Origin of the sequence: Euzebyella marina, assembly GCF_014855515.1 — a bacterium.
Classification (GTDB): Bacteria; Bacteroidota; Bacteroidia; order Flavobacteriales; family Flavobacteriaceae; genus Euzebyella; species Euzebyella marina.
The window spans coordinates 133,978-146,683 of record NZ_JACYFK010000002.1; the positions used below are offsets into that span (position 1 = coordinate 133,978).

Sequence of the window (12,706 nt, forward strand, 5' to 3'; positions counted from 1 at the left end):
CAGGGTATAAGCAAAGTGTATGAAAACTGTTGATTGTTACCATTGTGGCAACGACTGTGGTAAATCGTCTCTTCATTACGATGAGAAATGGTTCTGTTGTCATGGGTGTAAGATGGTCTACGAAATATTTTCTGAGAACGACCTTGGGTATTATTACGAACTTCAGGCGGCTGCCGGTGCCACTCCGTTGGAGCAAGAAGGTAAGTATGACTTTCTAGACCAACCGGAAATAGCCGATAAGTTGTTGGAATTCAACGATGGCAACCTACAGATTGTTCAATTGTACATACCTCATATTCATTGCAGCTCATGCATTTGGGTACTTGAAAATTTGAATAGACTTCATCAAGGCGTTTCTTCTTGTCAAGTCGACTTTCCCAAGAAATCCGTTAGGGTCACTTTTAACCCAGAAAAATTGAAGTTGAAGCAATTGGTACAGCTGTTGAACAGAATCGGATACGAACCCCAAATCACTCTGGCCGATATCGAAAAAAGACCTAAGTCAGTCGGTCGAGGTTTGATTTACAAACTCGGTATTGCCGGTTTTGCATTTGGCAATGTCATGTTCTTGAGTTTCCCCGATTATTTTGATTTAAGTGCGAATAGAGAGGCAGGAGGCGAATTTTGGCTTAACGAATACGAATCGCTTTTCAGGTGGATTATGTTCGCGTTCTCTTTGCCGGTAGTATTTTATTCGGCTCGCGATTATTTTACATCTGCCTTTAAAGGTCTGCGAAGTAGGTTGCTCAATATTGATGTGCCCATCGCTTTGGGAATTCTCGTTCTTTTCATCAGAAGTACCCTTGACATTTCGCTTGATCGGGGACCAGGTTTTTTTGATTCCCTCACGGGGTTGGTATTTTTTCTTTTGTTGGGGAGGTTTTTTCAGCAGAAAACCTATTCCTTCCTTTCGTTTGAGCGAGACTATAAATCGTACTTTCCTATTGCGGTTACAAGGTTGAACGATGCTGAAAACGAAGAAATAGTTCAGGTTTATGATGTGAAGCGTGGCGACCGACTGTTGATTAGAAATGAGGAATTGATACCTGCGGATGCCATTCTTTTGAAAGGTAACGCCCATATCGATTATAGTTTCGTTACCGGGGAGGCTGAACCGGTCTATAAAAAAGTGGGGGAGAAGGTCTTTGCTGGTGGAAAGCAATTAAGCGGAGCCATAGAGGTTGAAATTACAAAGCCCGTATCCCAAAGCTACTTGACCCAGCTTTGGGGCAATTCTGTATTCGGAAGCGAAAAATCAAGTCGATTTCAAACCCTTACCGATGGCATCGGAAAACGCTTCACCATCGCCGTTCTAGGTATTGCCTTTCTTGCTTCCCTGTTTTGGTTGGTATATCGACCTGAACTGGCATTAAACGTATTTACGGCGGTATTGATTATCGCTTGCCCGTGTGCCGTAGCCCTAGCGGCACCTTTCACCTTAGGAAATTTGCTTCGCATTTTTGGTAGAAGAAAATTCTATCTGAAAAATACCCACACGATTGAGCAATTGGCCCAAATCGATACAGCTATTTTTGACAAGACCGGAACCATTACTACAGCTGCCAAAACTGTGGCAGCCTACCAAGGTATGCCGCTTACCCCGGAGGAAGAATCTTTGCTCAAAAGTACCTTGCGTTCTTCGAATCACCCCCTTAGCCGCAGTCTCTATGAAATGTTGTCGCAGCATGATATCATGACCTTAGATGAGTTTGAAGAACATACCGGAAAGGGAATTTCCGCCCAGGAAGGGGCATCTTCAATGAAAATTGGTTCGGCCCATTATGTAGGTAGAAGTGGAAATGAAGAGGATAATAAGACGTCGGTACATATTCAATCGAACGATGAGTATAAGGGGCGCTTTGTTTTCAATACCCAATACAGAGACGGTGCTTCAGGGCTGTTTACAGAAATGGCCGATTACATGCAGTTGGCCATTCTATCCGGAGATAATGATGGGGAGAAAGCGAGGTTGCAAGAACTATTGCCTTTGACTACACCAATGTTTTTCAATCAAAAACCTGTAGATAAGCTGCAATTTATTGAAGACCTCCAAAAACATGGAAAAAAAGTTTTGATGGTAGGTGACGGGCTCAACGATGCCGGCGCTTTGGCCCAAGCAAATGTGGGTTTGGTCATTTCCGAGAATATCAATGTCTTTTCTCCCGCCTGCGATGCCATCTTAGATGCTTCAAAATTCACGAGACTATACGATTATATCAAAGCTTCCAAAAAGGCCTTGAAGATTATAAAACTCAGCTTTTTGTTGTCTCTCTTCTACAACCTCATCGGACTTTATTTTGCGGTCACAGGCCAACTAGAGCCTGTCATCGCCGCCATTTTAATGCCTTTAAGTTCTATTAGTATTGTGGCCTTTACCACCATTGCTACCAATATCATCGGGCGCAAGTTGAAATAATTTTAAAACCTGATGAATATCATATTTAATGGGTTTTACCCACAGTAGTTTTACATCAAATTAAAGAAAGCATGAGTGTCATCTATGTGTTATTGGCCATAAGTATTACGGTTGCCATACTATTCTTTTTAGCCTTTATTCTATCGGTTAAAAGTGGGCAGTATGATGACTCATATACGCCCTCGGTGCGAATGCTGTTTGAAGATGAAGTTGTAAAGCCGGTCTCAAAATCAAAAAGTGAGAAACAAAATAAACCTATCGAACTAAATAAATGATTATGGAAGTACAGCAATTTTATTATGATAACAAGATTGTTAAGAAGTTCCTTTATGCGACCATGGTTTGGGGCATCGTGGGTATGTCGGTTGGTCTCTTATTGGCCTTCATGTTCATGTTCCCCAACCTGACGGACGGTATTTCTTGGTTGAGTTTTGGTCGTCTAAGGCCATTACATACCAATGCCGTTATTTTTGCTTTTGTAGGCAATGCTATATTCGCTGGGGTCTATTATTCTACCCAGCGTTTGTTAAAGGCCCGAATGTTCAGCGATTTCTTGAGCAATTTTAATTTTTGGGGGTGGCAGGCCATTATTGTGGCAGCAGCCATTACCCTACCTTTAGGCTATACTACTTCTAAGGAGTATGCCGAATTAGAATGGCCTATTGATATTGCTATTGCCGTTGTGTGGGTGGCTTTTGGAGCCAACCTTATAGGTACTTTGTTCAAGAGACGCCAACGCCATTTATATGTTGCCATTTGGTTCTACTTGGCTACATTCGTCACGGTGGCAGTACTACATATTTTTAATAGTCTGGAGCTGCCTGTTAGTGCATTAAAAAGTTACTCGGTATATGCCGGGGTTCAAGATGCCTTGGTGCAATGGTGGTATGGCCATAATGCCGTGGCCTTTTTCTTGACCACACCGTTTTTGGGGCTTATGTACTACTTTATTCCAAAAGCAGCTAATAGGCCTATATACTCATATCGTCTGTCGATAGTACATTTCTGGTCATTGATCTTTATTTATATATGGGCCGGCCCGCACCACCTTTTGTATTCCTCGCTGCCCGATTGGGCACAGAACCTGGGGGTCGCTTTTTCGGTTATGCTTATCGCACCTTCTTGGGGAGGTATGATTAACGGACTTTTGACCTTGCGAGGGGCTTGGGACAAGGTTAGAACCGACCCTGTTTTAAAGTTCATGGTGGTAGCGATTACCGGATATGGCATGGCCACTTTCGAAGGTCCGATGTTATCCCTTAAAAACGTCAACGCCATTGCTCACTTCAGTGACTGGATTATTGCACACGTACATGTAGGCGCTTTGGCATGGAACGGCTTTCTCACCTTTGGTATGGTGTACTGGTTGGTTCCGAAAATGACCAAGACGCAACTGTATTCAAAAGGTCTGGCCAACTTTCATTTTTGGATCGGAACCTTAGGTATAGTGCTATACGCCCTGCCTATGTACGTGGCCGGGTTCACCCAAGCTTTGATGTGGAAAGACTTTAACCCCGATGGCACCTTGGTTTATGGTAATTTTTTGGAAACCGTAAACGAGATTATGCCCATGTACTGGATGCGAGCCATAGGTGGAAGCTTATACATAGTCGGTGCCTGTATAATGATATATAACGTGGTGGTTACCATCAAAAAGGGTAGTAAGGTCGAGGATGAGTTAGCCGAGGCACCTGCTCTTACGAGGGTGTCTAAACGAAGAACAGCTGGGGAAACCTTACATACCTGGTTGGAACGTAAGCCTATTCAGTTAACCATATTAGCCACTATAGCCATTCTGATTGGTGGCATTGTACAGATTGTGCCAACTATTTTGGTGAAATCGAATATTCCGACCATTACGAGTGTAAAACCGTACACTCCATTGGAACTGGAGGGTCGAGATCTTTACATACGTGAAGGTTGTGTCGGATGTCACTCTCAAATGATTCGCCCTTTTAGAAGCGAGGTCGAGCGATATGGCGAGTATGCCAAGGCAGGAGAATTTGTTTATGACCATCCGTTTCTTTGGGGAAGTAAACGTACCGGTCCCGACCTTTTGAGGGTCGGGGGCAAGTATTCCGATAATTGGCACCTCAATCATATGTACGACCCCCAAAGTACCTCATCTGGGTCGATTATGCCAGCCTACCAATGGTTGGTGCGAAACGAACATGATCGTAGCGGGGTTCAAGATAAAATGAAGGCCATGATTTCACTTGGGGTACCCTATACTGAAGATGATATTAATAATGCCAATTCTTCTATGGAAGCGCAAGCGAAAGGCATTGAAGAAAACCTTTATTCCGACCCAGATTTTGCCAAATCATATGAGGCGGATAAAAAGTATGCCAATGACAACGGAGAACCCTTCATTGAAATGAAAGATCGTGAAATAGTAGCCCTTATTGCCTATTTACAACGATTAGGCACCGACATAAAGGTGAAGGAAACTGAAGAATTACTATCTAAAAACCAATAACCATGTTGAAGTTTGTTAAAGGCCATATGGAAAGTATTGAGGGTATTGCCACTTACCCGATGATTTCATTGCTCATATTCTTTGTCTTTTTCGCCTTGCTTTTTTGGTGGGTCTTCACGGCCTCAAAAAGATACGTACGCGAAATGAGTGAATTACCATTAGATGAAAACAACCAATAAAAACGGAATTATGAAAAATAATTGGTGGATTAAAATACCGGTTGCCTTCTTTTTGATTTTGGGTCTCACGGAGTACTTTGTTGATTCTGGTGAAATGCCCGCGTTCTTATCGAACAAGATGGTTCAGGCTTTCTTGGTTTTTGTACTATTACTCCTGATAGCCATCGCTTTGATAATCAATGCTATTGAAAATGTAATGTATCAAACACTTTCAGAAGAGGCCAAAGAACGATACCTATTGTCTAAAAATACCCAATGGCAGTGGCAATGGGGCAAAAAGACGTATAAAAAGCTTTTGGGCTCAAGGCCGATTGAAGAAGAAAGTGAAATTATTCTCGACCATAATTATGATGGTATTCAAGAACTCGATAACAATCTACCACCGTGGTGGGTCTATATGTTCTATGCGACTATCGTCTTCGGTATTATTTATTTGGTCCGCTTTCACATTTTTAATGACTATGATCAAGAAGAAGAGTTTTTGACCGAAATGAGTATGGCCGCTAAAGAAGTAGAAGAGTATAAGAAAAACGCCAAAGATTTGGTAGATGCCAATACGGTTACCTTATTGACCGATGCCAGTGACCTGAGCGCTGGGAAGGCCATTTTCGAAAGTAATTGTATAGCCTGTCACATGACGGATGGAGGCGGGGGTATTGGCCCTAACCTGACCGACCGGCACTGGATTCTTGGAGGTGGAATCAAAAATGTCTTTAACACCATTTCTGAAGGGGGTAGAGATGGTAAAGGTATGATTGCCTGGAAACAGACCCTAAAGCCGGCGGAAATTGCACAAGTGGCCAGTTACGTACTCGGCTTTCAGGGTACGGCCCCCGCTAATCCGAAGGATCCTGAAGGCGATATCTGGGATGAACCGGAAAGTGCCGAATAATCAAGACTTCAATTATTTTGACCGAAAAGGGTTAGTTAGAACCATGTCTCAAGATCAAGAACATTTTCGCGATAGTATTGGTACCATCAATGATGAAGGTAAAAGGGCATGGGTATTCCCAAAGAAACCTAGCGGAAAGTTTTACCGATACCGCAAGTATGTCAGCTATCTGCTACTAACCACATTGGTGGCAGGGCCGTTCTTGAAAATCAATGGTAATCAATTCTTCATGTTCAATGTATTGGAAAGGCGCTTTAATATTTTCGGATTTCCGTTTTGGCCCCAAGATTTTCATCTAGTCGTTATTTCAATGATTATCGGGGTCATTTTTGTGGCTCTGTTTACGGTTGCCTACGGCCGTATTTTCTGTGGATGGATGTGCCCTCAGACTATTTTCATGGAAATGGTCTTTAGAAGAATCGAATATTGGATCGAGGGAGACCGAGGAGCGCAAATAAAGTTAGACCGTCAACCGTGGAATGCTGAAAAAGTGCAAAAGAGAGTTTTAAAATGGATTCTTTTTTTCATTATCTCCTTTGTGATAGCCAACGTATTCTTGGCCTATCTAATCGGAAGTGACCGTTTGCTGAGGTATATCTCTGAAGGGCCTTTTGATCATTTGAGCACCATGCTATCCCTCCTAATATTTACAGGTGTCTTTTACTTTGTTTTCGCTTGGTTTCGCGAGCAGGTCTGCATAATCGCGTGCCCCTATGGGCGTATGCAAGGGGTTCTTCTCGATGAAAAATCGGTAGTGGTGGCCTATGATCATAAACGTGGTGAGGCTGAAAAAGGGAGAAAGAAATTTAGAAAAAATGAAGATAGAAAGTCTCTAGGTTTTGGTGATTGTATCGATTGCTTTCAATGTGTTAATGTCTGCCCTACTGGAATTGATATTCGCAACGGTACCCAACTTGAATGTGTGAACTGTACGGCTTGTATTGATGAATGCGATACCATTATGGAAAAAGTGAATTTGCCCAAAGGTCTTATTCGCTATGCCAGTGAAGCCAATATTGAAAAAAAAGAAAAGTTCAGGTTTACACCAAGGCTAAAAGGCTATACGGCGGTATTGACCATTTTAACAGGCATTCTCTTGGGCATGTTGTTCTTGAGAAACGATGTAGAGGCCAACATACTTAGATTGCCAGGTCAGCTTTACGAGCATAAAGAGAATAATATAATTAGTAATGTCTATACCTATAAACTGGTAAACAAGACGATTGAAGATATCGATAATGTAGGCTTTAAACTAATTTCTCATAAAGGAAAAATCAATTTGGTCAGTAATAACAAGTTTACCGTTCCCGCCCAAGATTTGGCCGAAGGTACATTGTTCATTGAAATCGATCAAGCTGCTATAAAAAGTGATAAGGAAAAAATAAAAATAGGGGTCTATAGTGGTGACCAATTAATAGAAACAACCTCTACCGCCTTTTTAGGCCCTAGAAGTTATAAATAAACAATTATGAAAATCAATTGGGGAACATCGATAGTACTGGCATTTACTGTATTTATTGCCTTTATACTCTTTTTCGTTATTCGAATGAGCGTTGACCATCGGGCAGACCATGATTTGGTTACCGAAGAATACTATAGGCACGAACTTGCCTATCAGCATGAAATAGATGCCGAGAAGAATGCCAAGAATGGCAAGCAACTATCGATTGAAAAAACGGAAGAAGGACTTTTAATAGCCTTCCCAAAAGAAATACATCCTCAAGAAATAAAAGGAAGAGTGTCCCTTTACAGGCCATCCGACAAGCATCTGGACTTTGACCTCGATTTACGTCTGTCCAACAATTATTTGCTTATACCTGACAACCGTTTGTTGGGTGGCCGTTGGGACATTAAGGTATTCTGGTCTTACGAAGGCCAAGATTATTTACAAAAAGAAAATTTAGTTTATTAAAATGCTCTATTCGGCTATCATTTTAGGGTTAATGGGCAGTTTGCACTGCATCGGTATGTGCGGCCCCATAGCCTTTATGTTGCCAGTTGATAGAAATAAAGGTCTGAAGAGGCTTTTGCAAATAGCGATTTATCATGTGGGGCGTCTTTTATCCTACGGTCTTTTGGGGTTACTGTTTGGTTGGTTAGGAAGAGGACTTTACGTTTTTGGCTTACAGCAAAAACTATCGATCGCTACAGGTTTGCTAATGATTCTTTTGGTATTGCTTCCTTCAAAAATCTTAGACAAGTATAGTTTATCAAAACCGATATATAGGTCGATTTCCAAAATAAAATCACGATTGGGCAAAGAATTGAAAAAGAAAACACCGGATACTTTTTTGACCATTGGGTTTTTAAACGGGTTATTGCCCTGCGGCCTTGTTTACATGTCATTATTTGCTTCGATAGCTATGGGAAACCCCGGTCAAGGAGCCTTGTACATGGTTCTGTTTGGCTTGGGCACCGTACCTTTAATGACCGGAGTAGTTTATTTTAGCGGGTTGATAAGAGGAGAGCGTAGATTGAAAGTTCAAAAATTGATTCCCGTATTTGTGATTTTAGTAGCTTGTCTTTTCATTCTTCGAGGTCTTGGTTTGGGCATACCCTACGTTTCTCCTGCACCGGTACATCAAATAGCCGCCACTTCTACCATAGAGTGCCATAATTGATTCAAATTTAAGTTGGTGCCTATTGTGGATTAAAAGGTAACTTAAGGCTTCATTTCAATTATCTTTGCATTTTTTCTACCAAAGCATAGATACAATTTGATAATGATAGCTTTAGAGAAACAACTCAAAAACCCTGTTTGGCATTCCTTAAATGAAACCCACAAAAAATTTGCGGTTGAAATAAACGGGGTACGTTTTTACAACCCTGAAGTTTGCCCTTTTGGTTCTTTTGAAGATGTGGGGAAAACTGTTGTAGCTTCCAATGAATATGTAAAAGGAACCGATGAATTTTTCTATGTTTCTGAAAATCAAATTCCTTTGGTAGACGATACGAAAGTAGCGCTCGTTAAAAAAATAGACGGTTGCCAGATGGTACTGAACCAATTGGCAAATGTTGAAATCACGGAGAAAATCTTTCCCCTGGCAAAAGAAATGATGGATGAGATCTATGATTTGGTTTGGATGGTGATGCCGGGCTATTACAGAAAAAGAACCTATGAAATGGGTAAGTACTTCGGTATTTTCAGAGATGGTAAATTGGTGTCAGTTACCGGGCAGCGTATGCAGACCGATCAATTTATTGAAGTAAGCGCCGTAGTAACCCACCCCAATTATACCCGACAGGGCTTAGCGAAGCAATTGATCGCTCATACGACCAAGGAGATTCTAAAAGACGGAAAAACCCCGATTTTACATACGAACAAGGGCAATTTGGCTATTTCATTATATGAAAAATTAGGTTTTGAACTAACGAGGGACATGAACTGGTGGTTGTATCGAAAATTATAAATTAAAACCATTTGTAAGCACTCCACTTTAAGAACCAGTAGCCCCGTGTAAATAAAATACTTATTCCTTCCCTCTGTATTTTCCAGTGATATCTGTTATGCGGATGATGTAGACAATTGGAGGTTCTGCACCGGTGAGTTTGCTCGAGAAATCACTTATAAATTTTGCTTCCCCATTCTTTTTTTGATTGATGACCATTTTGACACCTTCGGAAAACTTATGAAGGTATTTTTTGGCATCACTTCCTTTTAATTCTTCAAATTTGCCCTGTATCAACACAGACTGCCAATGTTGCACATCTTTAATATCGTCTACTTGAAGCGAAACCGAAGGAAAACGCCTCATAGATTCTATTTTATGACCCACGTAGGAGTAACTGATGATACACTTATCTTCTGCATCATGAAAATAAGTGATGGGTATAACGCAAGGGCTCTTTCCGGAAATAAAGCCCAATCGCCCGATATAGTTGTCGCCAAGTAGTTCAAGGCAGCCTGATATTTCTAAATTTTCAATCATCTCTTTTACTTTTTAATTTACGGAATATTTCAAATCGGATATTTCTGTTTTTCTATTCTATTTAAAAATGTTGGTCGAACGTGTTTGCCAACTTATACCGTCATCGAAAATAGGCGATTGGTAGGTTTGTCTCTTTGTAAATAAAGGTCAAATGCCATACACACATTTCTGACATAGGGTCGACCTTTTTCTGTTATAACAATTCTATTTTTCCCAATATTGACCAATCCATCTTTTTCCATTTCTTCTAACTTTTGGGCGGCGGGTTGCATCAATCCGTTATCTTCCCTGGTCCAGCTGGTTTCTAAGCGACACATTAGGTTCAAGATATGTTGGCGAATGCTTTGGTCTTCATCCGTTAATATGTGACCACGAAATATGGGGATTACCTCATTATCGACCAAGTGTTGATACTCTTCAATGCTCTTGACATTTTGAGCAAAACCGTACCAACTATCACTAATACTTGATACGCCAAGGCCTATCATTAACTGGGTCGTGGCATCGGTATACCCCATGAAATTACGATGTAAAGAACCACTTTTAACCGATTGATAAAGACTGTCGCTGGGTAGAGCAAAATGATCCATGCCTATTTCATAATAGCCATGTTGTTGTAAAAGCGACTTACCCACCTCGTATTGTTCACGTTTTTCATCGGCAGTAGGTAAATCTTCCTCTTTATAGCCTCGTTGACCATTACCCTTAAGCCAAGGGGTGTGGGCATAGCTGTAAAATGCCAAACGGTCGGGCCTAAGCAAGTTAGTTTTATTGACTGTTTCAATAACATCATTTTTTGATTGATGTGGTAGGCCAAAAATAATATCGTGACCGATAGACGTGTAACCGATTTGTCTGGCCCATTCGGTAACCCGTTTTACATTTTCAAAAGGTTGAATGCGATGAATGGCTCTCTGAACTTTCAGGTTATAATCTTGAACGCCAAAACTGACCCTTCTAAAACCTAGTTCAAAAAGGGTTTCTAATTGTTCGTAGGTAGTATTGTTGGGGTGGCCTTCAAAGCTGAATTCATAATCTATTGCTTTGTGTGCTTTACGAAAGATTCCTTTGACGAGCATTTGTAAATTTTCAGAAGAAAAAAATGTGGGGGTGCCACCACCCAGATGTAATTGTTTAATGATGGGTTTCTTACCAAATAGATTACAATAAAGTTGCCACTCTTTTAAAACGGATTGAATATAGGGTACTTCAACTTCATGCCTTTTGGTTATTCGCTTATGGCATCCGCAGAAAGTACATAGGCTTTCGCAGAATGGTAAATGTATATACAGGCTTATACCTTCTTCACTACTTTCTTTAAAGCTCTGTTGTACCGAAAGGTTCCACTTTTTACCTGAAAATTCTTTTATATTCCAAAAGGGTACGGTTGGGTAACTCGTGTAACGGGGCCCCGCTACATTATATTTTTGAATAAGTTGGCACATATGAACGTTTTAGGGCAAACTTAAATGTATCGGTATCTAAAAAATATGACAAATGTCAGTCGAGGTTATGTTTTCTATCATCTATTTCCTTTTAGGGCAAAGCCAAAAAACTATAAGTTTCAGATAAGAATTAGGCAGTTTTTTACTGGGCTTCTTTCGTATCTTTCGCGTTTATTATGACAATTGCTGAGATATTGGCAAAAATCAAATGAATTTTATGAGACTTAATTACGCAGTAATTCTGCTTTTTATCACCCATTTTTGTCTTCTGGGTCAAAAACCTAATGATGTAACAGGCAAGTTTTATATTCCTCCGATGGAGAAAGTAGGGGAAGGGGCCCTCTTAAAACGAGAGTTCATCTACCCCTTAGACCAGAGACCGGAGGCCAGCGCCCACGCTTCGACCATTGTTGAGACCCCTTCAGGTATGGTTGCTGCTTTTTTCGCCGGTCCGCATGAGAATCACCCCGATGTAGGCATTCGGGTTTCACATTTAAAAGATGGTAAGTGGACATGGCCGGTGGAGGTGGCTAACGGTTTTCATAATGATACGTTGCGGTATGCCACGTGGAATCCTGTACTATTTCAACCAAAAGAAGGTCCTCTCTATCTTTTTTATAAGGAAGGCCCCAACCCTCGTGACTGGTGGGGTATGATGAAGTATTCTACCGACGATGGTTATACCTGGTCTTATGGTGAGAAGATTGGAGAAGACGAGAAAGTAGGTCATTTATTGGGTCCCGTAAAGAACAAATCGTTTCAATTGGCAGACGGAAGTATTTTGCACCCATCTAGCAGTGAAAGAATTGAAGGTGATGAGACTTTTTGGAAAATACATTTTGAAAAATCGGACGCCAAGATGAAAAATTGGGAGGTAATTGGTCCTATTCATGACGGAGTTACTTTTGATGCCATACAACCTAGTATTATGCAATTAGCTGATGGTAGACTGATGGTGTTGGCGAGAACCCGGCAGGGGGTTTTGGCCCAATCATGGTCGAGCGACAATGGTAAAACATGGAGCGATGTCAAAAGCATCAATTTGCCGAATCCGAATTCCGGAACCGATGCCGTAACCTTACAAGATGGTCGACAACTGCTGATATATAATCATAAAGTGCGCACCAAGGAGAATAGGGGTAGGGACTTATTAAATTTAGCCATTTCAGATGATGGTATTAAATGGATACCCGTTATGACTATCGAAAATGAAGAATCAGAGCACGGTTACGCCTATCCGGCAATAATACAGTCGAAAGATGGTTTAGTGCATGCTACTTATACCTTTAATCGGGAATCTGTGAAATATTTGGTGATTGACCCTAAAAAGTTGGTGGACTAATAAAAAGGTAGGATTTTAATAGTT

12 protein-coding genes are annotated in these 12,706 nt (G+C 41.0%); 10 read left to right on the plus strand and 2 right to left on the minus strand.

All coding sequences use genetic code 11. The features are described from left to right. Window positions 1–19: 19 nt before the first annotated feature. From IL356_RS09340 to IL356_RS09380, 9 genes are all read left to right on the plus strand, one after another. Window positions 20–2,416 (plus strand): heavy metal translocating P-type ATPase, encoded by a 2,397-nt coding sequence (locus IL356_RS09340; protein WP_121849259.1) that lies wholly within the window; start codon window positions 20–22, stop codon window positions 2,414–2,416. A gap of 71 nt (window positions 2,417–2,487) precedes the next feature. After that, complete coding sequence (gene ccoS, locus IL356_RS09345) at window positions 2,488–2,691, plus strand: cbb3-type cytochrome oxidase assembly protein CcoS (protein ID WP_121849258.1); 204 nt, start codon at window positions 2,488–2,490, stop codon at window positions 2,689–2,691. A 2-nt stretch (window positions 2,692–2,693) separates the two neighbouring features. Next, window positions 2,694–4,895: a cytochrome-c oxidase, cbb3-type subunit I gene (gene ccoN, locus IL356_RS09350; protein ID WP_121850728.1), complete on the plus strand. Its 2,202-nt coding sequence runs from the start codon at window positions 2,694–2,696 to the stop codon at window positions 4,893–4,895. Between the two features lie 2 nt (window positions 4,896–4,897). Continuing rightward, a complete protein-coding gene (locus IL356_RS09355; protein ID WP_121849257.1) occupies window positions 4,898–5,074 on the plus strand; it encodes a CcoQ/FixQ family Cbb3-type cytochrome c oxidase assembly chaperone in 177 nt (58 codons plus the stop codon). A 10-nt stretch (window positions 5,075–5,084) separates the two neighbouring features. Further along, window positions 5,085–5,966, plus strand: coding sequence for a cbb3-type cytochrome c oxidase N-terminal domain-containing protein (locus tag IL356_RS09360; RefSeq protein WP_121850727.1), 882 nt, complete (start codon window positions 5,085–5,087; stop codon window positions 5,964–5,966). 43 nt (window positions 5,967–6,009) lie between these two features. Continuing rightward, window positions 6,010–7,428, plus strand: coding sequence for a cytochrome c oxidase accessory protein CcoG (ccoG, locus tag IL356_RS09365; protein WP_121849256.1), 1,419 nt, complete (start codon window positions 6,010–6,012; stop codon window positions 7,426–7,428). Window positions 7,429–7,434: 6 nt separating this feature from the next. After that, window positions 7,435–7,878: a FixH family protein gene (locus IL356_RS09370; RefSeq protein WP_121849255.1), complete on the plus strand. Its 444-nt coding sequence runs from the start codon at window positions 7,435–7,437 to the stop codon at window positions 7,876–7,878. Between the two features lies 1 nt (window position 7,879). Continuing rightward, entirely contained in the window at window positions 7,880–8,587 is a 708-nt protein-coding gene (locus tag IL356_RS09375) for a sulfite exporter TauE/SafE family protein (RefSeq protein ID WP_121849254.1), read from the plus strand. A 102-nt stretch (window positions 8,588–8,689) separates the two neighbouring features. Beyond that, window positions 8,690–9,376, plus strand: coding sequence for a GNAT family N-acetyltransferase (locus IL356_RS09380; protein ID WP_121849253.1), 687 nt, complete (start codon window positions 8,690–8,692; stop codon window positions 9,374–9,376). A 60-nt stretch (window positions 9,377–9,436) separates the two neighbouring features. On the opposite strand, the gene IL356_RS09385 is transcribed toward IL356_RS09380, so the two are convergent. Together IL356_RS09385 and hemN are read right to left on the minus strand one after the other, a co-directional pair. Beyond that, window positions 9,437–9,895, minus strand: a complete 459-nt coding sequence (locus IL356_RS09385) for a pyridoxamine 5'-phosphate oxidase family protein (protein ID WP_121849252.1) — start codon at window positions 9,893–9,895, stop codon at window positions 9,437–9,439. Window positions 9,896–9,987: 92 nt separating this feature from the next. Then, a complete protein-coding gene (hemN, locus tag IL356_RS09390; protein WP_121849251.1) occupies window positions 9,988–11,340 on the minus strand; it encodes an oxygen-independent coproporphyrinogen III oxidase in 1,353 nt (450 codons plus the stop codon). Window positions 11,341–11,557: 217 nt separating this feature from the next. Between hemN and IL356_RS09395 the strand changes: the two genes are divergently transcribed. Further along, window positions 11,558–12,682, plus strand: a complete 1,125-nt coding sequence (locus IL356_RS09395) for a sialidase family protein (RefSeq protein WP_205601247.1) — start codon at window positions 11,558–11,560, stop codon at window positions 12,680–12,682. The last annotated feature ends 24 nt before the right edge of the window (window positions 12,683–12,706 follow it).

What these genes read in the sequence shown, in the direction of transcription:
- IL356_RS09360 (WP_121850727.1), top strand. Translation starts at nt 5,085, where the DNA reads ATGAAAAATAATTGGTGGATTAAAATACCGGTTGCCTTCTTTTTGATT.
- hemN (WP_121849251.1), bottom strand. Translation starts at nt 11,340, where the DNA reads ATGTGCCAACTTATTCAAAAATATAATGTAGCGGGGCCCCGTTACACG.
- ccoS (WP_121849258.1), top strand. Translation starts at nt 2,488, where the DNA reads ATGAGTGTCATCTATGTGTTATTGGCCATAAGTATTACGGTTGCCATA.
- IL356_RS09340 (WP_121849259.1), top strand. Translation starts at nt 20, where the DNA reads ATGAAAACTGTTGATTGTTACCATTGTGGCAACGACTGTGGTAAATCG.
- IL356_RS09355 (WP_121849257.1), top strand. Translation starts at nt 4,898, where the DNA reads ATGTTGAAGTTTGTTAAAGGCCATATGGAAAGTATTGAGGGTATTGCC.
- IL356_RS09395 (WP_205601247.1), top strand. Translation starts at nt 11,558, where the DNA reads ATGAGACTTAATTACGCAGTAATTCTGCTTTTTATCACCCATTTTTGT.
- ccoG (WP_121849256.1), top strand. Translation starts at nt 6,010, where the DNA reads ATGTCTCAAGATCAAGAACATTTTCGCGATAGTATTGGTACCATCAAT.
- IL356_RS09375 (WP_121849254.1), top strand. Translation starts at nt 7,880, where the DNA reads ATGCTCTATTCGGCTATCATTTTAGGGTTAATGGGCAGTTTGCACTGC.
- IL356_RS09380 (WP_121849253.1), top strand. Translation starts at nt 8,690, where the DNA reads ATGATAGCTTTAGAGAAACAACTCAAAAACCCTGTTTGGCATTCCTTA.
- IL356_RS09370 (WP_121849255.1), top strand. Translation starts at nt 7,435, where the DNA reads ATGAAAATCAATTGGGGAACATCGATAGTACTGGCATTTACTGTATTT.
- IL356_RS09385 (WP_121849252.1), bottom strand. Translation starts at nt 9,895, where the DNA reads ATGATTGAAAATTTAGAAATATCAGGCTGCCTTGAACTACTTGGCGAC.
- ccoN (WP_121850728.1), top strand. Translation starts at nt 2,694, where the DNA reads ATGGAAGTACAGCAATTTTATTATGATAACAAGATTGTTAAGAAGTTC.